Below are 23,195 nucleotides of genomic sequence, written 5' to 3'. Positions count from 1 at the left end.
CCGGCCGTCGCGGCTGGGCATGTTGCGTGCCGGCCACCGCAAGGCGGTCGGCACGCCGGGGCGGCATCAGATGATGACGTTGCTCGCGTTGGCTTGCAGCCAGTCCAGCACATCGCCGCTGATGCTCACGCCAGTCAGCTTCACCGTCGAGGTTCCCGAAGCGTCGTCATACGTCAGCGTGCTGCTCCCCGCATCCCACACGGCGTTCAGGTCGCTCAGATCGGTGCTGGCATTCTTGAATACCAGCTTGTCCTCGCCCACCGTGAAGTCACCGATCTCATCGGCGCCGTTGTCGATGGAGACGTCGAACACGAACTGATCTGCGCCCGTGCCACCATACAGGATGTCGTCGCCCAGGCCTCCGTGCAGCTCGTCGTTGCCGCCCTGGCCGTAGAGGATGTCGTTGCCGCCATCGCCATACAGCACGTCGTTGCCGCCGCGGGTGTCGCCTGCCACGTTGAAGTCGGCGTGATGATCTCGGATGTAGGAGTACAAGTCGACATCCGAAGGCTCCGCACCACCCGTACCACCGTCGGCCACCGGAGTGGCCTTCAGATAGGCCTTGAGTGCCGACAAGCCCGAGCCATCAGGGAAGTCGTCGCGGCCGCCCCAGGACAGGTGATCGGTATTGATCACATCGCCGAACAGGATGTCGTTGCCATCGCCGCCATGGATGATGTCGTTACCGACCGAAACCGGCATGCTGCTCGAAGATCCGCCCTCAAGCGCCGCCTGCAGGTCGCTCGCCGTGTGCACGATCGAGACCTCGCCAACCGGCCCAGTGACCGTCTGCGAGCCGAAGGCGACGGAACCCGACCCCATCAGATCGGTGTTGTCGAAGAACTTGAGATAGTTCTCCTGAACGCCGTTGCCGATACCGATCGCATGCACCGTGCTGATCTCGGCCAGCCCCCCGTCCTTGTTGAAGGCCTCGACTGATTCGCGCATGGTCTCGTAGTTCGCGTTGTTCCCGGTACCTCCTTCTTGCCCGTTGTTTTTCACAAAGCGAGTCGGGTCGCCATCGGTCAGGAAGAACGTCAGGTTCTGGTAGGTGCCTGAGGTATTGGCGACCGACCCACCCTCTCCGTTAAACCACTTCACAGCCGCGTTGAAGGCGGCTTCGTAGTTGGTGTATTGAATGCCCTGCACCGACAAGGCGCTGATGGCATTCGTCAAGCTCCCCTTGTTGCCATCATTCAGATCGGCCAGATTCAGACGCACCGAGGTACCACTCAGACTCCCGAAGCCGATCAGCGCGATATTGATCGTCCCGTCGTGATGAGCCAGCGTCGGCGCAAATTGCGTTAGCGCATCCTTCATCAACTGGAGCCGACCGTCAGAGTTCATGCTGGTCGACAGATCCGCCAGGATCACGATGTTGTAATTCTGCCCGGGCGTCGTGCTGGTTTGCACGCCTCCGACGTCTCCGAGCAGCACGTCGTCGCCGGGACCGCCGTGGATCTCGTTGTCGCCATTGGAACTCGTGGCTGGGATCACCAGCATCGGCGTGATGTTGACGAGCGCACTGTCGCTCCCCGGTGCAGAAACGTTGTCCGCCGCATCGGTGATGGTGGCCGTGACGGTCAGGGTTTCACCATCGTCCGGTCGCGCGACCGTGGTGGTGACGCTTCCGGCCGTAATGTCGTCAGATGTCAGCACGAAGACCTGTTCCGTCGTGCCATCGCTCACGGTCAGGGTATCACCGGCCTTCGCCTCGGAAGGCAGCGAGATCTCGACGTTCACTTCGGTCGCCGTGCCCAGTTCAGCGCTGGTCAGCGTGCCGTCGTTGTTCGCGTCATCGGTAATCTCCACCGTCGGCGCCGGCGTCGGCAGTGTGTCCACGGTGATGGTGGCGTTGTCACCCGAGCCCGGGTTGCCTACCAGGTCGGTGTAGCGGTTGTCGGCAACGCTGACTTCCACGTTCCCTTCGAAGTTGCTTGGGACCGTCAGTTCGGCCGTCCATTTGGTCGGGTCTTCCGAATCCTGCACCAGGTTGCTGATGCTCGCACCATTGGTGAGCTCAACGTCACTCGCATCAAAGCCCTCGACCTCTTCGCTGAACTGGAACGTCACCACCGTGCCGTCCTCATTGATGGTCAGTTCCAGCGTCGGCGGCGTGGTATCTGCCTCGACAACCACTGACACCTGACCGGTATCCGTGAGACCACCCGAGTCCGTGACCACGAGCTTCACCGGCGGCAGGGGATAGCCATGGTTAACCATCCAGGCTCCATCGTGGGTGAGCGTGACTTCACCATTCTGGATTTCGTAGTAGTGGAATGGCGTCTGCTCGGGATCGTTGTAGTGGTCGTCGTTCTCGGTACCGTTGTAAGCCACGATCAAGGTATCCCCGGCATCGGGATCGGAGACCACGTAGGTGGCCACCACGTCGCCATACGCAGCCTGGCCCTGGTTGACCGGATCTCCTGCAGTCACCGTGATGCTCGGCGCCTCGTTGACGTCCTGCTCGTTGAGCGTGACCGTGATGGTGGTCGTGTCCACGCCATCGCTGGCCGTGACGGTCAGAACGTGCTCGGTGGACCCAGCCTCGTAGTCATTGGCCGCCGAGGCCGCACCCGCTTCGGTCAGCGTGATCACGCCCGTCGCGGGGTCGATCGCATACCAGCCGTCGGCGTTGCCCGCGGTGATCTCATACGTCACCGCGTCCGGACCGTCAATGTCCGTGGCCTGCACGGTGCCCAGCACCGTGTCTTTCGCGCTGTTCTCGTCGTAGCCGAACACGTAGCCCACCTCGGGGTCCACCGGCCGCGTGCCACCGTCTCCATCCGGCTCGACGAACTGCGGCGCGTCGTTGGCCGGAGGCGGCGGCGCATCGTCGCCGCCACCCCCGCCGCCGCCGCCCAGCGCCAGCAGCGGCAGAAAGCCCAGGGCGGCCATGGGACCGACGCCCGGCGGGATCCAGAACGGGGCGATGAACTGCTCGCCGCCCAGAGCCTGGCCGGCGAGCATAGAGTCGCCCAGCTGGCTGATGGCCTCCTGGTTCAGTCCGCTTTCGGGCACGTAGTTGTAGTAGACGCCGCTCTCGGCCTTGCCGACGATGGCGGCGGTGCCGGGGTCGTCGTAGTAGCCCTCGATCACGACATCGGGTTGCTCGATGTCGGATTTTTCGAAGGCGATGTGCAGGTCGTTGCCGACGCGCTTGGTGGCGATGTTCTCGGGCGCGAAGCCGCTGTCCTCGTTGACGAGTTCGTACTTGACGTTCTTCTGCGCCTGCAGGTGCAGCGCCTGGCCCTTGGCACCGGCGCCGGACTGGACCTGGTGGCTGGAGACGACTTCACGGTCGTTGTTGATGTTGATCTGAACTTTCATGTTCGGTGATCCCTACCCTGGTGAATGCAATGAAGCGAATGTGGCGTGCAGCGGACGTGCCACCTCAGGAGGCGGCGCAGCCGTTGCGCACGACGCGCGGAATGGTGTGATGCTGCAGCTCGCTGAGGCTCGTGCGGGCCGCCTGGGCGGTTTCCGACGGGACCGCGGCGATCGCGGCGACGCCGGCACCCGCCTCGGTGACGCGGAAGTACTGGACCGGCTCGGTGCCGATGGCGAAGTCCAGGCCCTCATCCTTGCTGACGTAGCGCCGCTGGACGTCGTTGTAGGCGACTTTCAGGCGGTGGCTGCCGGGGCACAGGGCCTGCTCGGTGTAGGTGTTGCCAACCAGAGAGGCCTGGTACTGGCCGTTGATGTAGACGTTGACGGGCGTGGCGGCATCGGCGCCGCTGCCGGCCTCGCGGTAGAACACGACGGCGACCGGCTGGCGCGCGGGGGCAGTGGCCTGCGGTGCCGGCTGGGGCGCACGCTGCTCGACCATGTCCCAGCGCTCGGCCTGGCCGCCCGAGCCAGCGCAGGCCTGCAGGCCCAACAGCGCCAGGCCGATGGCCCCGGCCAGTGCGCCGCGCAGAGCCTGGCGCGCCAGTGCGTCGCGGATCTTGAAGACTTGTTGATGCATGCTGCAATCCTTGGTAATTACCTTGTCGATGGCACCGGGTGCATGGGCTGGCGCCGTCATGAAACCTCGAGATTGTTACGTGCGGTTCACGTCCGTCCCCGTGAAAAAATGCCAAATCGAGATCGCCGGCGAGCAAATCCTCGATTACTGCACAGGGCGACGACACCGTGTTGCACGCGCGGGCCTGCCGGTGTCGTGCGCCAGCGATGCCGTGAGTCACAATGGCCAGCGACCATGACCCTGCCACCCAGCGCGCCGTCGCCGCCCCAGCCACTGTCCAGCCTGCCCGCGGACGCGTGGCGGGCGATGCTGGGCGTCTTCACCGACATCGACGACACGCTGACCGCCGAGGGCGCGATCACGCCGGAGGCGCTGGACGCGCTGGCCCGGCTGCGCGGCGCCGGCCTGCATTGCATCGCCATCACCGGCCGCCCGGTGGGCTGGAGCGTGCCGTTTGCGCAGACCTGGCCGCTGGATGCCATCGTGGCGGAGAACGGTGCGGTGGCCCTGTTCCGGGACGATGCGGCGGCAGTGCGGGCCACACCCGGCGCGCCGGGCCGGCTCTATCAGGCCGATGCCGCGACGCGCGCGGCCAACCACGCGCGCCTGCAGGCGGTGGCCGCGCGCGTGCTGCGCGAGGTGCCGGGCGCGACGCTGGCGCGCGACTCGGCCGGGCGCGAGACCGACATCGCGATCGATCACAGCGAATTCAGCCACCTCGACGCCGCCCGGATCGCGCAAGTGGCGACGATCATGCGGTCCGAGGGCTTGCAGGCCACGGTCAGCAGCATCCACGTCAACGGCTGGATCGGCCCACACGACAAGTGGCAGGGCGCGTGCTGGATCGCGCGCGCGCTGCTGGGGCGCGACCTGCCGGACGAGGTGGGGCGCTGGGTCTACGTGGGCGACTCGACCAACGACCAGGTGATGTTTCGCCACTTCCCGCACAGCGTGGGCGTGGCCAACATCCGCCGCTTCGCCCACGAACTGACCGATCCGCCGCGCTACGTCACCGAGGGCGAGCGCGGGGCCGGCTTTGCCGAGGTGGTCGAGCGGTTGCTGGCGGATCGAGCGGCAGGCGAGACATCGCTCACGCGCGTCGCGTGATCGACCGGCCATCGGCCGGGCGCGACGCCGCAGACTCCGCCTGCCGCGCCGCCTCCTCGCTGCGCACCAGCCCCCAGAACGCGTGCGCCAGCCAGGCCAGCGCCAGCACCGCCGCGACGCCGATCAGCCAGCGACCCAGACGCTCCTGGTCGTCCAGCAGGTAGGCGTTGCACAGGCGCAGCGGCGAGTCGATGTAGAGCTGGCCCACCACCACCATCATGCCCAGCAGGTTGCCGAGAAAGAAGAACTGCAGCACCAGGCCGGCCGGGCGCCAGGACAGGCGCAGCGCCACGCCGGCCAGCAGCAGGGCCAGCAGCTTGACGGCCTCGACATCCATGCGCACCAACGCCAGATCAAGCACGCGCGGCACCATCAGCAGCGTCAGGACCAGGGCCGAGGCCAGCAGGCCGCTGATGCCGTGCCGGTTCCAGCGCGCGCAGGCGGCACGCGCGCGCACGGGCAGGGCGGCCGCCAGCAGCGCGCCGGCGAGCAGCCAGGCCGGCGCCTGCAGCAGCATGTGACGCCACATGCTGGCCTCCATGCCGTGGCGCACGGCGGGCAGGGCCAGCAGCGCCAGCAGTCCGGCGCCGAGCACGGCCTCGGCGTGCAGGCGGTTCACGACGGCCCCTGCGCCACGACGGGCGTGCGCGCCTGCCGCGCCAGATGGCGTGCGTAGTCGAGCGCGAGCTGCTGTTCGGCGAGGTCGAACACGCGCACCAGGCGGCCGTCCCGGTCGAACACCAGCAGGGCGGCGTTGTGCTCGTAGTCGCCGCGGCCATCGGGCACCACCACCACGCCCAGCCGCAGCAGCAGGGCCTGCTGCTGCGCCGGCGCGGGCACGCGCACGAAGCGCCAGAGCGCCGGGTCGGCGCCCAGGCGCGCAGCGTAGGCGCGCAGCGCCGGCACATCGTCGCGCGCGGCGTCGAAGCTGATCGACAGCAGGCGCACGCCACTGGCCTGGCCGGTCGCGGCATCGGCCTGCAGCGCCGCCTGCAACTGCTGGAAACTGCCGCCCAGGGTCAGGCAGACGGTCTGGCAGTGGGTGTAGATGAAGTCGACGATGGTGACGCCGCCGTCCTGCCGCAGCAGCGCCGACAGCGCCAGCGCCGGGGTGTCCGGCCCCTCGACCGCGACCGCGGGCGCCGGCACCGGGCGCAGGGCGACCTCCAGGCGGCGCGCGCCCTCGTCGGTCCAGACCTGGAAGTCGTAGGTCAGCCAGGACGCAGCGCCCCAACCGCCCAGCAGCAGCAGCAGGCTGAGGGCGGCGGTACGCAGCATGGGCCCAGCCGCGGCGGGCGCCGCTCAGCTGCCTTTCTCGAGCAGCGCCTTGAGGGCGGCCCCGCCCTCGAACGGCGTGGTGCGATCGCTCTTGCGCTCGGCGGCGAACAGCTCGGCGCCGAGCGGTTCGGCCTTGTTGCTCCAGGTGCCGCGGATGTAGCTGGCAACGCCCGCCAGCTCGGCGTCCGAGAGCTGCGCGAAAGCGGGCATCTGGCCCTGGTACTTCTGGCCCTCGACCTCGATCTCGCCGGTGATGCCGTGCAGCAGGATGTTGGCCAGGATGCGCGGCTCGCCATGCACCCACTCCGATCCGTCGAGCGGCGGGAACACGCCCGGCAGGCCCTTGCCCGTGGCCTGGTGGCAGGCCGCGCACTGGGCGGCAAAGATGGCGGCGCCATCGACCGCACCGCCGGCCGCGGCGGCGCCCGGGGCCGGGCCGGACAGCTCGGCCAGGGTGCGCTGGTCGCCATAGCGCGAGTTGGCGAGCGGCTCGGAATACAGGATGTAGACCACCGCCCACAGCACCATGAACACGGCGATCAGCAGGGCCGACAGCGGCATCGGCCGGATCGCCTCCTCGGGGTCTTCGTTCTCGCGCTGCTGGGCGCGCGTTTCGGCATCTTGGCTCATCGTCACGATCCTTTCAGGAGGCCGCCGCCGGCCGGGCGGCCTGCGGCGCGGCCGAGGTCTTGGCGCCCTCGGCCTCGCGCGGCTCGGGCGGCAGGATCGGGTATTCGCGCTTGAGCGACTGCAGGTACCTCACCAGGTCCAGCGCCTCGGGCCTGGCCACCACCACCCGGCCCTCGGGGGCGATGCCGGGCGGCAGGTTGACCTTCTCCTCGTCCGGATCGGCCTTGTCCTTGACCTCGAACAGGTAGGGGTAGGACGGCATGATCGAGCCCGGCACGTAGGCGCGCGGCTGGTAGAGGTGGCCGAGCTGCCAGTCCTTGCTGGGCTGGCGCACGCCGATGTTGAACAGGTCGGGGCCGGTGCGCATGCTGCCCAGCAGGTGCGGCTTGTCGTAGTAGTAGTCGCCCGGCACCGAGGGGCGACCCCAGCCGCGCTTGGCGTCGGCGGCGGCGAAGCTCTCGGAGCGTGGCTGCTGGCTGTGGCAGTACATGCAGCCGTTGGCGATGTAGCTGGCACGGCCGCGCAGTTCGGCGCTGGTGTAGGGCCTGAGGCCATCGGGCGGCTCGACCCCGCGCACCTGGATGTAGGGCAGGATCACCAGGGCCGAGACGGCGATGGCGAAGGTCACCATCGCGCCCGTGGTCAGCTTGACTTCATTTTCCATGCGCCACCTCCATCGACTGGGCCTGGGTCGAGAACAGCGCCGCGCCGACGCGGTTCGGGCCGAAGCGCAGCACCATGGCCAGGAAGTGCAGCACGAAGATCACGTGGCTGGCCACCATCAGCGAGCCGCCGACGCTGCGCCACTGCAGGTAGGGCATGGTGACGGCCACCGACTCCATGAACGGCCGCGCCGGGTCCAGCATGGCCAGGCCCTGCAGCCAGCCACCATAGGTCAGGAAGAAGAAGTAGATCAGGATGCCGATGCTGGCGAGCCAGAAGTGCCAGGAGATCAGCTTCGGGTAGGGCCATTCGTAGTGCAGGATGCGCGGCATCATGAAGTAGATCGCGCCGAACAGCACCATGGTGACGAAGCCATAGGCGCCCAGGTGCGCGTGCGCCACCGTGAAGTGCGTGAAGTGCGCCACCTGCTGCACCGAGCGCAGCGCCTCGAACGAGCCCTGCAGCGAGCTGAGCATGTACATGAAGCCGCCGAACATCATGAAGCGCAGCGTCGGCGAGTAGCGCGACAGGCGCATGCGCCCCTTCATCGTCAGCGCCATGTTGATGGTGAAGGCCAGCACCGGGATGATCATCATCATGCTCTGCACGATCGACAGCGTGATCAGCCAGCCCGGCACCGGACCGCCCACCAGGTGGTGGCCGCCGACCTGGGCGTAGAAGAAGGCGAGCGTCCAGAAGCCGAGGATCGACAGGTTGTACGAGCGCACCGGCCGCGCGATGATCTTCGGCAGGAAATAGTAGATCGCGCCCACGGCCACCGGGGTGAACCACAGGCCCAGCACGTTGTGGCCGTACCACCAGTTCATGGCCGCCTGCTGCACGCCGAAGTGCACGCCGGGCAGCTTGCCAACGATGAACAGCATGGTGATCCAGAGCAGGCCGGCGGTGTGGTACCAGGTGGTGACGTAGAGCGACTCGACCTTGCGGTTGGCCAGCGTGTAGAGCACCGGCACGATGATGCAGACCATGCCGGCGGCAAAGAAGATGCCGATCTGCCAGGGCATTTCGAGGTATTCCAGGCCGTCGGTCCAGCCGGCGCCGATGGCGCCGATGCCGCTGGCGATGGCGGTGTTGACGAGCGCCCCGCCCAGCATGATCCACATCGGCCCCATCAGCGGCCGGCGCAGCAGGCGCGGCATCAGCCAGATGATGATGCCCAGCTCGACGTTGGTGATCCAGCCGTACAGCACCGCCGTCAGGTGCACCGTGCGCATGCGGCCAAAGGTCATCCAGGCGTCGCTCACCAGGAAGTCGGGCCAGTGCAGCTTGAACGAGGAAATCAGCCCGGCGAGGCCGCCGAACAGCAGCCACATGCAGCCGAAGGCGATGAACATGAAGACCGGGAAGGCGCTGGAGCGGTCGGCCGCCAGGCGCTCCGCCATCTCCTCGGCGTCCGGCACGTGGACGGCGTCGCCGGGTTCGACGGCGGCGGCCTGCAGGTCGGCCTGCGCGGCCGTGCGCAGCGCCGGGTCGTCGACCTGGCCGATCTCGCCCTTGGCGAAGATCGCCGAAGCGGCCTTGACGTTCTCGACCAGCAGGCCCTTGCGCAGCGACCAGATGAACGCAAACAGCCCCAGGATCGACAGCAGGAACGCTGCCAGCAAGCTCAGGAGAGCGCTGTCCATGGTGTGAATTCCTCGTGAATGGAATGCCGATCCCGAACCCTCGGAGCGGTCGGCACCGGCATGGCGCAGCGACGGGCGTTGGCGTGCCTCGCCCCGCCGCGCGGCCCCCGTTTATGCCTGACCCGCATCAATTCGTCAGAATCGATACTGACAAACTCAGGTTCGCATCAGGGTTTCAGCTTGTAAGTTGGTCGCCCCGCGCGGTCGCGTTGGCGGTGTCCGGCCGCGGGCGTGGGCGTGCCCCGCGCACACAATCGGGACGCGCGCGGCGCCGGACTGCGACAATCGGGCGGACGTTGCCGCGGTGGCGGCGCCCGCGACGACCATGGACAAGCACTACCTCACTGCCCTGTTCGAACCCGCCTCGGTCATCCTGTTCACGGGCGACGCGGCGGCGCCGGCGCAGCAGACGCGCCTGGCGCGCGCGCTGCTGGCGCACCTGCACGCCCAGCCGTTCCAGGGCGAGGTGACGGCGCTGGACGTGAATACCTCCGGCACCCTGGCCGACCTGGCGCACGCCAGCGCCGACCTGGCCATCATCGCGCTGCCCGAAGCCGAGATCCTGCCGGCACTGGAACTGGCGGGCCGCATCAAGGTGAAGGCGGCGCTGGTGCTGGCCGCCGGCATCGGCGCGGCGCAGGCACGCGACATGCACCGCGTGGCCGAACGCCACGGCTTCTGGATGCTGGGGCCCAACAGCCAGGGCCTGCAGCGGCCGGCGCTGGGGCTGAGCGCCAGTCCCGCCGGCGCGCTGGCGGCGCCTGGCGAGCTGGCCCTGGTGTCGCAGTCGGGCGCGCTCACGGCCTCGATCCTCGAGTGGGCGCGTGCCAACCAGGTGGGGTTTTCCTCGGTGGTCGCGCCCGGCCCGCACAGCCAGGTCGACCTGGCCGCCGTGCTCGACTACCTGGCGAGCGACCGCCAGACGCACAGCATCATCGTCTACATGGAGGGCATTGCCAGCGCGCGGCGCTTCACCAGCGCGCTGCGCGCCGCGGCCCACGCCAAGCCGGTGGTGATCCTGAAGGCCGGACGCAACCCGGCCAGCAACGTGGCGGCACAGACGCACTCCGGCGCCATCGTCGGCAGCGACGACGTGTTCGACGCCGTGCTGCGGCGCGCTGGCGCGGTGCGCGTGCGCAGCTTCGTCGAGCTGTTCTCGGCCGCCAAGTGCCTGGCGTCGCGCTACCGCCCCACCGGCAACCGGCTGGCGATCGTCACCAACGGCGGCGGCCCCGGCGTGCTGGCGGCCGACGGCGTGCAGTCGCTGGGACTGGAACTGGGCACGCTGAGCCCCGAGCCGCGCGCGGCGCTGGCCGCGCAGGTCGCGCCGACGGCCTCGCTCGCCGACCTGATCGACCTGTCGGAAGATGCCACGCCCGCGCACTACCGCGCGGCGCTGGAGGCGGTGGCGGGCGACCGCGCGATCGACGGCGTGCTGGTGATCCATTCGCCCAAGTTCGAGGACGACCCGCAGGCAGTGGCGCAGGAGGTGGCGGCCGCGCGGCCGCGGCTGGCCAAGCCGCTGGTGGCGTGCTGGATGGGCGGCGATCGCGCCAGCGACCCGATCCTGACGGCGGCGCAGATCCCGGTGTTTCGCACGCCCGAAGGCGCGATCCGGGCGTTCGGCAACATCTCGTCCTTCTACCAGAACCAGCTGCTGCTGCAGCAGACGCCGGCGCCGCTGACCGAGCTCGCCGCGCCCGACCTCGAAGGCGCACGCCTGCTGATCGAGAGCGTGCTGGCCGAACGGCGCACGGTGCTGACGGAGATGGAGTCCAAGGCCCTGCTGTCGGCCTTCCACGTGCCGGTGACGCAGACCCTGCTCGCGCGCAGCGCGAACGAGGCGATGCTGATCGCGAGCCAGCTCGGCTTTCCGGTGGCGCTCAAGATCGACTCGCCGGACATCAGCCACAAGAGCGACGTCGGCGGCGTGGCGCTGAACCTGGTCAGCGCGACCGCGGTGCGCGACGCCTACCAGCAGATGATGGATGTCGTGCGCGCGCAGCGGCCGGACGCGCGCCTCAACGGCATCACGGTGCAGGCCATGGCGCGCGCCGAGCACGGGCGCGAGCTGTACGTGGGGATCAAGACCGACGAGCCGTTCGGCCCGGTGATCGCGTTCGGCGCCGGGGGCACGCTGATCGAGCTGCTCAGCAACCACGCGATGGAACTGCCGCCGCTCAACCGCTTCCTGGCCGAGCGCCTGATCCAGCGCGCCCGCGTGGCCGAGACGCTGGGTGACTGGCGCGGCCACCCGGCGATCGACGCGCCGGCGCTGGAGCGCCTGCTGCTGCGCGTCTCCGAGATGGCCTGCGAGCTGCCCCAGTTGCGCGAGATGGACATCAACCCGCTGATCGCCAGCCCGGACGGCGTGATTGCCGTCGATGCGCGCATCGTCATCGCCGATGGTGCCCACGCGGGTGCAGTGCGCGGCCGCGAATACGGGCATCTGTCGATCCCGCCCTACCCGGCACGACTGGCCCAGGTCTGGCCGCTGCGCGGTGGCGGCGAATACCGGCTGCGCCCGATCCGCCCGCACGACGCCCAGATGCTGCAGGAGCTGGTGTCACGGCTCTCGGACGAAAGCCGCTACTTCCGATTCGCCGCCAACGTCGCGGTGCTGCCGCCGTCGATGCTGTCGCGCTTCACCCTGATCGACTACGACCGGGAGATGGCGCTGTGCGCCGAGATCGACGTCGAGGAGGAGACGCCGGAGGGGGAACGGGTGACGCGCCCGCGCATCATCGGCGTGTCACGCTACATCACGAATCCGGACCAGACCAGCTGCGAGTTCTCGCTCGTGGTGGACGACGCGCACGCCGGCCAGGGCCTGGGCACGCGCCTGATGCGCGCCATCATGGACGTGGCGCGCGAGCGCGGCCTGAAGACCATCGAGGGCCTGGTGCTGGCCGGCAACACGCCCATGCTGAAGCTGATGCGGAGCCTGGACTTCTCGATCCGCGCGTTTCCGGAAGATCCGGACTTCAAGCTGGTGGTGCACGGGTTGTGAGGGCTGCCGCCGCGGGGCGCGGCTGGCCGGCGGGCACGGAGCGCGGCAGCGGCGCGCCCAGCAAAAAGGCCCGCCGGGTATCGGCGGGCCTTCGGGATCTGGTTGCGCGAGGAGGATTTGAACCTCCGACCTTTGGGTTATGAGCCCAACGAGCTACCAGACTGCTCCATCGCGCGGTAGACCAATAATTATATCAGCTTATTCGGCTGCGGGTGCGTCGCTGCCCGTTTCCGGGCGGTCGACCAGCTCGACGAAGGCCATGGGAGCGTTGTCGCCGAGGCGGAACCCCATCTTCAGGATGCGCGTGTAGCCGCCCGGACGCGCCTTGAAGCGCGGGCCCAGGTCGACGAACAGCTTGGCCACGCTGGCGTCGTCGCGCAGGCGGGCAAAGGCCAGGCGGCGATTGGCCACGCTGTCGGTCTTGGCCAGGGTGATCATGGGCTCGATCACGCGGCGCAGCTCCTTGGCCTTGGGCAGCGTGGTCTTGATCGCCTCATGCTCGATCAGCGAGTTCATCATGTTGCGCAGCATCGCCTGGCGATGCGCGCTGGTGCGGTTGAGTTTGCGCAGACCGTGTCCGTGTCGCATGGTGCTTTTCCTTTCTTTCCTTGTTGGGCAGGCCGCCGGATCAGGTACGGCCTGGTGCACGAATGACCGCGCCCGAAGGCGCAGCCGCCAAAAAATCATTCAACCTTCGCATCGCTCCAGGCGTGACGCTTGAAGCGACGCGTCCCAAATGGCCGCGGAGCAGGCCAAGCGGGGCGCCCGTGGCCAGGGTCCCCCTGGGCACGGGGGTGCGTCACGTCATCGCTTGTCCAGGCCCGAGGGCGGCCAGTTCTCGAGCTTCATGCCCAGCGTCAGGCCGCGCGAGGCCAGCACTTCCTTGATCTCGTTGAGCGACTTGCGACCCAGGTTGGGGGTCTTGAGCAACTCGTTCTCGGTGCGCTGGATCAGGTCGCCGATGTAGTAGATGTTCTCGGCCTTCAGGCAGTTGGCCGAGCGCACGGTGAGCTCGAGCTCGTCGACCGGGCGCAGCAGGATCGGGTCGAACTGCTGCGTGCTGCGCTGCGCCGGAGCGTCGAACAGGCCCTCGATGGCCGAGCCCTCGAGCTGGGCGAACACCGCGAGCTGCTCGACCAGGATCTTGGCCGACTGGCGCACCGCGTCCTCGGCCGTGATGGCGCCGTTGGTCTCGATCTCCATCACCAGCTTGTCCAGGTCGGTGCGCTGCTCCACGCGCGCGTTCTCGACCGCGTAGCTGACACGCTTGACGGGCGAGAAGGAGGCATCGAGCACGATGCGGCCGATCGACTTGGTCGGCTCGTCGCCATAGCGGCGCAGCGTGCCCGGCACGTAGCCACGGCCCTTCTCGACCTTGATCTGCATGTCCAGCTTGCCGCCCTGCGACAGGTTGGCGATGATGTGGCTGGGGTTGATGATCTCGACGTCGTGCGGGGTCTGGATGTCGGCGGCCGTCACCACGCCTTCGCCGTCCTTGCGCAGGCTGAGCGTGACCTCATCGCGGTTGTGCAGCTTGAACACCACGCCCTTCAGGTTCAGCAGGATGTTGACCACGTCTTCCTGCACGCCGTCGATGCTGGAGAACTCGTGCACCACGCCGGCGATCGTCACCTCGGTGGGCGAGTAGCCGACCATCGACGACAGCAGCACGCGGCGCAGCGCGTTGCCGAGGGTGTGGCCGTAGCCGCGCTCGAACGGTTCGAGCGTGACCTTGGCCTTGTGGTCGGCCACGGGCTCGACGTTGATCGCCTTGGGTTTCAGCAGTTGGGTTTGCATTCTTCAGACTTCCTCTCAATACCCCCGGCTCGTTACACCGGTAAGGCTGGTGAAGCACCAAACCCGCCAGGACGGCGGGCCGGAACCAGGGTGATGCCGAACTGCAAGCGGATCAGCGCGAATACAGCTCGACGATCAGGGATTCGTTGATGTCAGCGCCGAACTCGTCGCGGTCGGGCTGCTTCTTGAAGGTGCCTTCGACCTTCTCGGTGCTGACCTCGACCCAGGCCGGGAAACCGACCTGGCCGGCCAGTTGCAGGGCCTCCTGCACGCGCGTCTGCTTCTTCGACTTCTCGCGCACGGCCACCACGTCGCCGACCTTGACCAGGTAGGACGGGATGTTGACCGGCTGGCCGTTGACCGTGACGGCCTTGTGCGACACGAGCTGGCGCGCCTCGGCACGGGTCGAGCCGAAGCCCATGCGGTAGGCCACGTTGTCCAGGCGCGACTCCAGCAACGCCAGCAGGTTGGCGCCGGTGTTGCCGCGGCGGCGCTCGGCCTCCTCGAAGTAGCGGCGGAACTGCTTTTCCAGCACGCCGTACATGCGCTTGACCTTCTGCTTCTCGCGCAGCTGCAGGCCGTAGTCGGAGGTGCGGCTGCCCGAGGTGCGGCCGTGCTGGCCGGGCTTGGAGTCGAACTTGGCCTTGTCGCTGATCGAGCGGCGCGCGCTCTTGAGGAACAGGTCGGTGCCTTCACGGCGGGAGAGCTTGGCCTTGGGGCCGAGATAGCGTGCCACTTGCGTTTCCTTTGGTTGTCATCTGCCCCGGCCGTATGCCGGGGGAGCCGCCTGCGCTTGCATGGACGGCGGTGGGCTTGAAAATGAAGAGGGCACGGTGCAGCACATGGCGGCACCGTGTCTCGCGCTCAGATCCTTCGGCGCTTGGGGGGCCGGCAGCCGTTGTGCGGCACCGGCGTGACATCGGAGATCGAGGTGATGCGGATGCCCAGCGCGGCCAGCGCGCGCACCGACGATTCGCGGCCCGGGCCCGGACCCTTGATCTCGACGTCCAGGTTCTTGATGCCCTGGTCCATCGCCGCGCGACCCGCCGCCTCGGAGGCGACCTGGGCGGCAAACGGCGTCGACTTGCGCGAGCCCTTGAAACCCTGGCCACCCGAGGAAGCCCAGGACAGCGCGTTGCCCTGGCGATCGGTGATGGTGATGATGGTGTTGTTGAACGACGCGTGCACGTGGGCGATGCCGTCCGAGATGTTCTTGCGGACCTTCTTGCGCACGCGCTGGGCGGCGCTGCTGGCGGGTGATTTGGCCATGTCTGATTGATTCCTCGCTTATTTCTTCAGCGCCTGGGCGGCACGGCGCGGGCCCTTGCGGGTGCGCGCGTTGGTGCGCGTGCGCTGGCCGCGCATCGGCAGGCCGCGGCGATGACGAAAGCCCCGGTAGCAGCCGATGTCCATCAGGCGCTTGATGTTCATCGTGGTCTCGCGCCGCAGGTCGCCCTCGATGATCAGGTGCGCGATCTGGTCGCGGATCTTCTCCTGGTCGCCGTCGGTCAGGTCCTTGACCTTCTTGTCGTAGGGAATGCCGCAGGCCTCGCAGATCTTGCGCGCGCGCGAACGGCCGATGCCGTAGATCGCGGTCAGGCCGATCTCGGTGTGCTTGTGCGGCGGAATGTTGATACCAGCAATACGTGCCATGTCTTGATCCTATGTACGGGTCGTGCGCCTGGCGATCAGCCCTGGCGCTGCTTGTGGCGCGGATCGGAGCAGATCACGCGCACCACGCCATGGCGGCGGATGATCTTGCAGTTCCGGCAGATTTTCTTGACCGAAGCCGAGACTTTCATTTCACTCTCCTAAAACTCGTGCGGGCCCGCTTCAGCCGTGGAAGCTGGTCTTGAAGCTGGACTTCTTCAGCAGCGACTCGTACTGCTGGCTCATCATGTAGTTTTGCACCTGGGCCATGAAGTCCATCGTCACCACCACCAGGATCAGCAGCGAGGTGCCGCCGAAATAGAAGGGAACGTTGTACTTCAGGATCAGGAACTCGGGCAGCAGGCACACCGCCGTGACGTAGATCGCGCCGATCAGCGTCAGCCGCGTCAGGATCTTGTCGATGTACCGGGCCGTGTGCTCGCCGGGGCGGATGCCGGGGATGAAGGCGCCGCTCTTCTTCAGGTTGTCGGCGGTCTCGCGGCTGTTGAACACGAGCGCCGTGTAGAAGAAGCAGAAGAACACGATCGCCGCCGCGTACAGCATGACGTAGATCGGCTGGCCGGGCGACAGGGTGGCCGCCAGGTCCTTGAGCCACAGCATCGAGTCGCCGGTGCTGAACCAACCCACCAGGGTCGCCGGCAGCAGAATGATCGACGAGGCGAAGATCGGCGGGATCACGCCCGACATGTTGATCTTCAGCGGCAGGTGCGAGGACTGGCCGCCGTAGACCTTGTTGCCGACCTGACGGCGCGCGTAGTTGACCAGGATCTTGCGCTGGCCCATCTCCATGAAGGTCACGAAGTAGGTCACCAGGCAGACCACGGCGAAGATGAACAGCGCCACGATGATGCTCATGGAACCGGTGCGGATCAGCTCCGTCAGGCCGCCGATGGCGTTCGGCAGGCCGGCGGCGATGCCGGCGAAGATCAGCAGCGAAATGCCGTTGCCCAGGCCGCGCTCGGTGATCTGCTCGCCCAGCCACATGAGGAACATGCTGCCGGTGGTCAGGCTCACCACCGCCGTCATGCGAAAGCCCCAGCCGGGATTGATCACCAGTCCCTGCGAGGCCTCCAGCGCGACGGCGATGCCGAACGACTGGAACAGGCACAGGCCGAGCGTGCCGTAGCGCGTGTACTGCGTCATCTTGCGCTGGCCGGCCTGCCCTTCCTTCTTGAGCTGCTCGAAGAACGGCAGCACGTAGGGCATGAGCTGCATGATGATGGCCGCGGAGATGTAGGGCATGATGCCCAGCGCGAACACCGTGAAGCGCTCCAGCGCACCGCCGGAGAACATGTTGAACAGGCTCAGGATGCCGCCCGACTGGCCCTGGAACATCTGGCGCAGCTGGTCCGGGTTGATGCCCGGGACCGGAATGTGCGCACCGATGCGGAACACGACCAGCGCGCCCAGCAGGAAGAACAGGCGACGGCGCAGGTCGCCGTACTTGCCCGTCTTCGCGACTTGCGTTGCTCCGGTGGCCACGGTTCAATGACCTCTCATGCGTGCTGGCGCCATCAGGCCACCGAGCCGCCGGCCGCCTCGATGGCGGCCCGGGCGCCCGCGGTGGCACCAATGCCACTGAGCTTGACGGCGCGCGTCAGCTCGCCGCTCTTGATGACCTTGACGACGCGCGCGAGCTGGCGCACCAGGCCGGCCTGCTTCAGCGTCAGCAGGTTGACCTCGTCCAGGCCCAGGCGCTCCAGGTCGGCCAGGCTGACCTCGGCGTTGTACTTGAGCGTGGTCGACTTGAAGCCGCGCTTGGGCAGGCGCCGCTGCAGCGGCATCTGGCCACCCTCGAAGCCCACCTTGTGGTAGCCGCCGGTGCGCGATTTCTGGCCCTTGTGGCCACGGCCGCCGGTCTTGCCCAGGCCCGAGCCGATGCCACGCCCGAGGCGCCGGCGCTCGCGCCGGGCGCCCGTGGCGGGCTTGATGCTGTTGAGTTCCATGACGGGGTCTTCCTCAGACGATCCTGACCAGGTAGTCGATCTTGTTGATCATGCCGCGCACCGCGGGCGTGTCCTCGAGCTCGCGCACGCTGTTCAGCTTGCGCAGGCCGAGGCCGCGCACGGTCGCCCGGTGCGACTCCTTGCAGCCGATCGGGCTGCGCACGAGCTGCACCTTGACGGTTCTTTTCTGCTCTGCCATGACGGGACTCCGATTCAGGCGGCAAACAGGTCTTCGACCGACTTGCCGCGCTTGGCCGCCACTTCGGCCGGCGTGGTGCAGTTGGCCAGCGCATCGAGCGTGGCGCGCACCATGTTGTAGGGGTTCGACGTGCCGTGGCTCTTGGCCACGATGTCGGTGACGCCCAGCACCTCGAACACGGCACGCATCGGACCGCCGGCGATGATGCCGGTGCCGCGCGGCGCCGGTGCCATCATCACGGTGGCGGCGCCGTGGCGACCGGTCACGTTGTGGTGGATGGTGCCGTCCTTCAGCGAGACCTTGCGCAGGTTGCGGCGCGCCTCGTCCATCGCCTTCTGCACGGCGGCGGGCACTTCCTTGGACTTGCCCTTGCCCATGCCGACCCGGCCGTCGCCGTCACCGACGACGGTGAGGGCGGCGAACCCCAGGATGCGGCCCCCCTTGACCACCTTGGTGGTGCGGTTGACCGAGATCATCTTCTCGCGCAGGCCGTCCTCCGGACCGTCACCCTGCGTTCTTGCCTGAAACCTTGCCATCTTGCTTGTCCTCGCGATCAGAACTGCAGGCCCGCTGCACGGGCTGCATCGGCCAGCGCCTTGACGCGGCCATGGTAGGCATAGCCCGCGCGGTCGAAGGCCACGCGCTCGACGCCGGCGGCCCGGGCACGCTCGGCAATGCGCTTGCCGATGACCTCGGCGGCCGCCACGTTGGCACCCTTGCCGGCGCCGCCGAGCTGCTGGCGCATCTCGGCCTCGGCGGTGGACGCCGTGGCGAGCACGCGCGCGCCGTCGTCCGAAATGACGCTGGCGTAGATGTGCAGGTTGGTGCGATTCACGGTCAGGCGCGCCACGCCCTGGGTGGCGATGCGGATGCGCGTCTGGCGGGCCCGGCGAAGACGCTGCTCTTTCTTGCTCATCATGATGCAGGTCCTTACTTCTTCTTGGTTTCCTTGATCACCACGCGCTCATCCGCATAGCGGATGCCCTTGCCCTTGTAGGGCTCGGGCGGACGCGCGGCGCGAATGACGGCCGCCATCTGACCCACGGCCTGGCGGTCGGCACCCTTGACCACGATCTCGGTCGGCGCCGGCGTCTCGACCTTCAGGCCGGCCGGCATCTCGAACTCGACCGGGTGCGAAAAACCGATCTGCAGGTTCAGCTTGTTGCCCTGGGCCTGGGCGCGAAAGCCCACGCCGACCAGGTTCAGCTTCTTCTCGAAGCCCTTGCTGACGCCGACAACCATGTTGTTCACCAGCTGGCGCATGGTGCCGCTCATGGCATTGGCCTCGCGCGACTCGCCGACCGGCAGGAACGAAAGCCGGCCGCCGTCGGCGCTGACCTTCACCAGCGCGTGCGTCGGGAGCCTCAGCTCGCCGCCGCCGCCCTTGACGGTGATCTGCTCGGCCCCGACCTGGACGTCGACGCCCGCGGGCACCTCGACTCCCATCTTGGCAATACGTGACATCTCGACTTCTCCTTCAGGCCACGTAGCACAGGACTTCGCCGCCGACGCCGGTGGCGCGGGCCTTGCGGTCGGTCATCACGCCCTTGGGCGTGGTGACGATGGCCACGCCCAGGCCGTTCATGACCTGGGGAATGGCGTCGCGGCCCTTGTAGACACGCAGGCCGGGCCGGCTCACGCGCTCGATGCGCTCGATCACCGGGCGGCCCGCGTAGTATTTCAGGGCGATCTGCAGTTCGGACTTGCCGCCTTCGCTCTTGACCTCGAAGCCGTCGATGTAGCCCTCGTCCTTGAGGACCTGGGCTATGGCCACCTTGACCTTGGACGACGGCACGGACACGGTCTGCTTGGCGACCATCTGGGCATTGCGAATGCGCGTCAGCAGGTCGGCAATGGGATCACTCATGCTCATCTTGCTTTTCTCCTGCCGCTTACCAGCTGGCCTTGATGACGCCGGGGATCTGGCCCTCGAACGCCAGTTCGCGGATCTTGGCGCGCCCCAGGCCGAACTGGCGGAAGGTGCCGCGCGGGCGGCCCGTCATCTCGCAGCGGTTGCGCTGGCGCGTCGGGTTGGCGTTGCGCGGGAGCTTCTGCAGCGCCAGGCGCGCCTGGGCGCGTTCCTCGTCGCTGCGCTTGGCGTCCTTGGCGATGGCGGTCAGCTCGGCGTGCTTCTTGGCGTACTTGGCGACCAGTTTCTCGCGCTTGAGCTCGCGTTCGATCAGAGCGGTTTTTGCCACAACGTCACCCTTTAGTTCTTGAACGGAAAACGGAAGCCCGCGAGCAGCGCCTTGGCTTCCTCGTCGGTCTTGGCCGTGGTCGTGATGCTGATGTTCAGGCCGCGCAGCGCGTCGACCTTGTCGTATTCGATCTCGGGGAAGATGATCTGCTCCTTCACCCCGATGTTGTAGTTGCCGCGACCGTCGAAGGCCCGGCCCGAGACGCCGCGGAAGTCGCGCACGCGCGGCAGCGCCACGGTGACGAAGCGGTCGAGGAACTCGTACATGCGGGCGCCGCGCAGCGTCACCATGGTGCCGATGACCTGGCCTTCGCGGATCTTGAAGCCGGCGATGGCCTTGCGCGCCTTGGTGACGACGGGCTTCTGGCCCGCGATGCGGGTCAGGTCGGCCACGGCGTTGTCCATGATCTTCTTGTCGGCCACGGCCTCGCCCACGCCCATGTTGAGCGTGATCTTGGTCAGGCGCGGCACCTCCATGGGCGACTTGTAGCCGAACTGCTTCATCAGCTCGGGCGCCACTTTTTCGCGATAGTGTTGTTGCAGTCGTGCCATGGTGATCCTCAGGCCTTGATCTCTTCGCCGCTGGACTTGAACACGCGCACGCGCGAGCCGTCCTGCAGCGTCTTGATGCCGACGCGATCGGCCTTGCCGCTCGCCCGGTTGTAGATGGCCACGTTGGATTGGTGGATCGACATCGCCTTCTCGACGATGCCGCCGGTCACGCCCTTCATGGGGTTGGGCTTGACGTGCTTCTTGACGGTGTTGATGCCCTCGACCACCAGGCGCTCGTCGTCGACGCGGCGCGAGACGGTGCCGCGCCGGCCCTTGTCGCGGCCGGCGATGACGATCACCTCGTCGCCCTTGCGAATCTTGTTCATGCGGCGCTCCTTACAGGACCTCGGGAGCCAGCGACACGATCTTCATGAAGCGCTCGGTGCGCAGCTCGCGCGTGACCGGGCCGAAGATGCGGGTGCCGATGGGCTCCAGCTTGTTGTTGAGCAGCACGGCGGCATTGCCGTCGAACTTGATGAGCGAGCCATCGCCGCGGCGGATGCCCTTGGCGGTGCGCACCACGACCGCGCTGTAGACCTCGCCCTTCTTGACGCGGCCACGCGGCGCGGCTTCCTTGACGCTCACCTTGATGATGTCGCCGACGCTGGCATAGCGCCGCTTCGTGCCGCCCAGCACCTTGATGCACATGACGGACTTGGCACCGGTGTTGTCGGCCACCTCGAGCCTGGATTCAGTCTGGATCATTTTTTCAAGTTTCCCAACTTGCACCCGGCGCGCATGGGACGCGCCGGATCAGTCTTGGGCCCGTCACCTGGCCGCTGCGTGGCAATGCATGCCGCGCGCCGGCAAGGCGTGGTCGGGGTAGAAGTCTCCGCCCAAAAAGGGGCGAAGCCCTGCATTATTGCAGCTTTCGCGGCGCGCGTCAACGGACGGGTGCTTCGCCCGGCTCGGCATAGGCGCGCGCCAGCGCCTCGAACCCGGCCGTGTCCACGGCGCGGCCCAGCTCCTGCGCCAGGATGGCGGCCACCGGCGCGGCCAGCCGACCCGCCTCGGCGGCGTCCAGGAACAGGCAGCGCGCGCGACGCGCCAGCACGTCCTCGACCGTGCGCGCGTATTCGTGGCGCACGGCAAAGCGCACCATGGCCTCGGACAGGCCGCCGGCGAGCCAGCGGTCGGCGCCGGGCAGCGCCGCCACCGCCGCTGCTTCGGCGCCATAGCTGTGCAGGCCCTGGGGCCGGGCCAGGCCGACGGGGTGCGTGCCGGGCGCCAGCTCGGCGCCGACCAGCCTGAAGCCGGCGCTGCGCGCCGGTCCGCGCGGTGCCAGCTGCCCGGCCTGCACGCAATGGCCCAGCACGTCCTCGGCCATGGCGCGGTAGGTGGTCCACTTGCCGCCAGTGACGGTGACCAGGCCCGAGCGCGCGATGCGCACGGTGTGCTCGCGGCTGATCGCCTTGGTGTCGCCAGAGTCCTCGTCCGGGCGCACCAGCGGACGCAGGCCGGCCCAGCTGCTGCGGATGTCGGCCCGCGTCGGCGCCCGGCGCAGGTAGCGCGCGGATTCGGCCAGGATGAAGTCGACCTCGGCTGCCTGCGGCCGCGGCTCCAGCGGCACGTCGCTGCGCGGGGTGTCGGTGGTGCCCAGGATCAGCTTGCCGAGCCAGGGCACGGCGAACAGCACGCGGCCGTCGCGCGTGCTGGGCACCAGCAGGGCGTGGTCGCCGGGCAGGAAATCCTGTTCGACCACGAGGTGCACGCCCTGGCTGGGCGCCACCATCGGCGCCACTGTGCGGCCGGCGGCGCGCGCATCCTGCTGGCGCAGGGCATCGACCCAGACGCCGGTGGCGTTGACGATGCAGCCGGCAGCAATGCGCCAGGCCCGCCCGCCCTCGGTGTCGCGCACGACCAGGCCGACGGCGCGGCCGGCCTCGTGCAGCACGTCCACGACCTCGCAGTAATTGAGCACCAGCGCGCCCTGCCGCGCCGCGGTACGCGCCAGCGCCAGCGCCAGGCGGGCGTCGTCGAACTGCCCATCCCAGTAGCGCACCCCGCCCTTGAGGCCGCGCGGCTGCACGCCGGGCAGCTCACGCAGGGTCTCGCGCGCGCCCAGCCACTCGGTGGCACCGAGGCCCGCACGCCCGGCCAGGAGGTCGTAGAGCTTCAGGCCGGTGCCGTAGAAGGGCGTCTCCCACAGCCGGTAGGACGGCATCACGAACGGCAGCGGCTGCGCCAGGTGCGGCGCGCTTTCGAGGATGTGGACGCGCTCGTGCAACGCCTCGCGCACCAGGTGGATGTCGCCCTGCGCCAGGTAGCGCACGCCGCCGTGCACCAGCTTGGTGGCGCGCGAGGACGTGCCCTTGGCGAAGTCGTGGGCCTCCACCAGCACCACGCTGTAGCCGCGGAGCGCGGCGTCCAGCGCCACGCCCAGGCCGGTGGCGCCGCCGCCGACCACGGCCAGGTCGTACTGGCGCGGCTCGGCCAGGCGCGCCAGCAGGGCGGCGCGGTCGGTGGGCAGGATGGTGTTCATGGGGACGTGCGGATTGTGCCGATGACGAATGACGGCGGCTTCGCCGGCCT

General features: G+C 68.1%; 27 protein-coding genes and 1 tRNA gene. 2 read left to right on the top strand and 26 right to left on the bottom strand.

The annotated features are described in order from the left end of the window. Positions 1–66: 66 nt before the first annotated feature. Both PKA16_RS01520 and PKA16_RS01515 read right to left on the bottom strand, forming a co-directional pair. The gene (locus PKA16_RS01520; protein WP_324399691.1) at positions 67–3,330 is read right to left on the bottom strand and encodes an Ig-like domain-containing protein; all 3,264 of its coding nucleotides are present in this window, start codon (positions 3,328–3,330) and stop codon (positions 67–69) included. Positions 3,331–3,394: 64 nt separating this feature from the next. After that, positions 3,395–3,967 carry a hypothetical protein gene (locus PKA16_RS01515; RefSeq protein WP_324399689.1) on the bottom strand — a complete coding sequence of 191 codons (573 nt, stop codon included), beginning with the start codon at positions 3,965–3,967 and terminating at the stop codon, positions 3,395–3,397. Between the two features lie 234 nt (positions 3,968–4,201). On the opposite strand from PKA16_RS01515, the gene PKA16_RS01510 reads away from it, so the two are divergent. Beyond that, positions 4,202–5,074, top strand: coding sequence for an HAD-IIB family hydrolase (locus PKA16_RS01510; RefSeq protein WP_324399687.1), 873 nt, complete (start codon positions 4,202–4,204; stop codon positions 5,072–5,074). Here the strand turns inward: PKA16_RS01510 and PKA16_RS01505 are convergent. Genes PKA16_RS01505 through PKA16_RS01485 form a run of 5 tightly spaced genes read right to left on the bottom strand, consistent with a single transcriptional unit; the run spans position 5,058 to position 9,291 of the window. Further along, entirely contained in the window at positions 5,058–5,693 is a 636-nt protein-coding gene (locus PKA16_RS01505) for a hypothetical protein (protein WP_324399685.1), read from the bottom strand. The genes PKA16_RS01510 and PKA16_RS01505 overlap by 17 nt on opposite strands. After that, the gene (locus tag PKA16_RS01500) at positions 5,690–6,352 is read right to left on the bottom strand and encodes an SCO family protein (protein ID WP_324399683.1); all 663 of its coding nucleotides are present in this window, start codon (positions 6,350–6,352) and stop codon (positions 5,690–5,692) included. Before PKA16_RS01500 ends, PKA16_RS01505 begins: the two co-directional genes overlap by 4 nt. Before the next feature lie 24 nt (positions 6,353–6,376). After that, on the bottom strand, positions 6,377–6,982 hold the full coding sequence (locus PKA16_RS01495; RefSeq protein ID WP_324399681.1) for a cytochrome c: 606 nt from the start codon (positions 6,980–6,982) through the stop codon (positions 6,377–6,379). 13 nt (positions 6,983–6,995) lie between these two features. Continuing rightward, positions 6,996–7,646 carry a cbb3-type cytochrome c oxidase subunit II gene (locus tag PKA16_RS01490; protein ID WP_324399679.1) on the bottom strand — a complete coding sequence of 217 codons (651 nt, stop codon included), beginning with the start codon at positions 7,644–7,646 and terminating at the stop codon, positions 6,996–6,998. Then, positions 7,636–9,291, bottom strand: coding sequence for a cbb3-type cytochrome c oxidase subunit I (locus PKA16_RS01485; RefSeq protein WP_324399677.1), 1,656 nt, complete (start codon positions 9,289–9,291; stop codon positions 7,636–7,638). The genes PKA16_RS01490 and PKA16_RS01485 overlap by 11 nt, the downstream gene beginning before the upstream one ends. Positions 9,292–9,616: 325 nt before the next feature. On the opposite strand from PKA16_RS01485, the gene PKA16_RS01480 reads away from it, so the two are divergent. After that, positions 9,617–12,301, top strand: a complete 2,685-nt coding sequence (locus PKA16_RS01480) for a bifunctional acetate--CoA ligase family protein/GNAT family N-acetyltransferase (RefSeq protein WP_324399675.1) — start codon at positions 9,617–9,619, stop codon at positions 12,299–12,301. A 99-nt stretch (positions 12,302–12,400) separates the two neighbouring features. On the opposite strand, the gene PKA16_RS01475 is transcribed toward PKA16_RS01480, so the two are convergent. From PKA16_RS01475 to PKA16_RS01385, 19 genes are all read right to left on the bottom strand, one after another. Then, positions 12,401–12,477: transfer RNA gene (locus PKA16_RS01475), tRNA-Met, on the bottom strand. Between the two features lie 22 nt (positions 12,478–12,499). Further along, positions 12,500–12,889: a 50S ribosomal protein L17 gene (rplQ, locus tag PKA16_RS01470; protein ID WP_324399674.1), complete on the bottom strand. Its 390-nt coding sequence runs from the start codon at positions 12,887–12,889 to the stop codon at positions 12,500–12,502. Positions 12,890–13,105: 216 nt separating this feature from the next. Beyond that, entirely contained in the window at positions 13,106–14,098 is a 993-nt protein-coding gene (rpoA, locus tag PKA16_RS01465; RefSeq protein ID WP_324399672.1) for a DNA-directed RNA polymerase subunit alpha, read from the bottom strand. A gap of 112 nt (positions 14,099–14,210) precedes the next feature. Then, a complete protein-coding gene (rpsD, locus tag PKA16_RS01460) occupies positions 14,211–14,834 on the bottom strand; it encodes a 30S ribosomal protein S4 (protein ID WP_324399670.1) in 624 nt (207 codons plus the stop codon). 128 nt (positions 14,835–14,962) lie between these two features. Then, on the bottom strand, positions 14,963–15,367 hold the full coding sequence (gene rpsK / locus PKA16_RS01455; protein WP_324399667.1) for a 30S ribosomal protein S11: 405 nt from the start codon (positions 15,365–15,367) through the stop codon (positions 14,963–14,965). Positions 15,368–15,385: 18 nt separating this feature from the next. Continuing rightward, a complete protein-coding gene (rpsM, locus tag PKA16_RS01450) occupies positions 15,386–15,751 on the bottom strand; it encodes a 30S ribosomal protein S13 (RefSeq protein WP_324399665.1) in 366 nt (121 codons plus the stop codon). Between the two features lie 35 nt (positions 15,752–15,786). Continuing rightward, complete coding sequence (gene rpmJ, locus PKA16_RS01445) at positions 15,787–15,900, bottom strand: 50S ribosomal protein L36 (protein WP_324399663.1); 114 nt, start codon at positions 15,898–15,900, stop codon at positions 15,787–15,789. Positions 15,901–15,931: 31 nt separating this feature from the next. Further along, on the bottom strand, positions 15,932–17,251 hold the full coding sequence (gene secY / locus PKA16_RS01440; RefSeq protein WP_324399661.1) for a preprotein translocase subunit SecY: 1,320 nt from the start codon (positions 17,249–17,251) through the stop codon (positions 15,932–15,934). A gap of 32 nt (positions 17,252–17,283) precedes the next feature. Further along, positions 17,284–17,715, bottom strand: coding sequence for a 50S ribosomal protein L15 (rplO, locus tag PKA16_RS01435; RefSeq protein ID WP_324399659.1), 432 nt, complete (start codon positions 17,713–17,715; stop codon positions 17,284–17,286). A gap of 13 nt (positions 17,716–17,728) precedes the next feature. After that, the gene (gene rpmD / locus PKA16_RS01430; protein WP_324399657.1) at positions 17,729–17,914 is read right to left on the bottom strand and encodes a 50S ribosomal protein L30; all 186 of its coding nucleotides are present in this window, start codon (positions 17,912–17,914) and stop codon (positions 17,729–17,731) included. 14 nt (positions 17,915–17,928) lie between these two features. Next, complete coding sequence (gene rpsE / locus PKA16_RS01425; protein WP_324399655.1) at positions 17,929–18,450, bottom strand: 30S ribosomal protein S5; 522 nt, start codon at positions 18,448–18,450, stop codon at positions 17,929–17,931. Between the two features lie 17 nt (positions 18,451–18,467). Beyond that, positions 18,468–18,833 (bottom strand): 50S ribosomal protein L18, encoded by a 366-nt coding sequence (rplR, locus tag PKA16_RS01420; RefSeq protein WP_324399654.1) that lies wholly within the window; start codon positions 18,831–18,833, stop codon positions 18,468–18,470. An 11-nt stretch (positions 18,834–18,844) separates the two neighbouring features. Continuing rightward, positions 18,845–19,378 (bottom strand): 50S ribosomal protein L6, encoded by a 534-nt coding sequence (gene rplF / locus PKA16_RS01415; protein WP_324399652.1) that lies wholly within the window; start codon positions 19,376–19,378, stop codon positions 18,845–18,847. Between the two features lie 13 nt (positions 19,379–19,391). Next, a complete protein-coding gene (gene rpsH / locus PKA16_RS01410; RefSeq protein ID WP_324399650.1) occupies positions 19,392–19,787 on the bottom strand; it encodes a 30S ribosomal protein S8 in 396 nt (131 codons plus the stop codon). A 19-nt stretch (positions 19,788–19,806) separates the two neighbouring features. Next, positions 19,807–20,112 carry a 30S ribosomal protein S14 gene (gene rpsN / locus PKA16_RS01405; protein ID WP_324399648.1) on the bottom strand — a complete coding sequence of 102 codons (306 nt, stop codon included), beginning with the start codon at positions 20,110–20,112 and terminating at the stop codon, positions 19,807–19,809. A gap of 11 nt (positions 20,113–20,123) precedes the next feature. Next, complete coding sequence (gene rplE, locus PKA16_RS01400; protein ID WP_324399646.1) at positions 20,124–20,663, bottom strand: 50S ribosomal protein L5; 540 nt, start codon at positions 20,661–20,663, stop codon at positions 20,124–20,126. Positions 20,664–20,671: 8 nt separating this feature from the next. After that, the gene (rplX, locus tag PKA16_RS01395; RefSeq protein WP_324399644.1) at positions 20,672–20,989 is read right to left on the bottom strand and encodes a 50S ribosomal protein L24; all 318 of its coding nucleotides are present in this window, start codon (positions 20,987–20,989) and stop codon (positions 20,672–20,674) included. A 10-nt stretch (positions 20,990–20,999) separates the two neighbouring features. Then, positions 21,000–21,368: a 50S ribosomal protein L14 gene (gene rplN / locus PKA16_RS01390; RefSeq protein WP_324399642.1), complete on the bottom strand. Its 369-nt coding sequence runs from the start codon at positions 21,366–21,368 to the stop codon at positions 21,000–21,002. A gap of 178 nt (positions 21,369–21,546) precedes the next feature. Continuing rightward, positions 21,547–23,145: a glycerol-3-phosphate dehydrogenase/oxidase gene (locus PKA16_RS01385; RefSeq protein ID WP_324399641.1), complete on the bottom strand. Its 1,599-nt coding sequence runs from the start codon at positions 23,143–23,145 to the stop codon at positions 21,547–21,549. Positions 23,146–23,195: the final 50 nt, after the last annotated feature.

The sequence above is a fragment of the Ottowia sp. genome (assembly GCF_035325765.1).
Lineage (GTDB): Bacteria > Pseudomonadota > Gammaproteobacteria > Burkholderiales > Burkholderiaceae_C > Ottowia.
The sequence above is the reverse complement of the archived record's forward strand: the minus strand, read 5'-3'. Positions and strand labels throughout refer to the sequence as shown.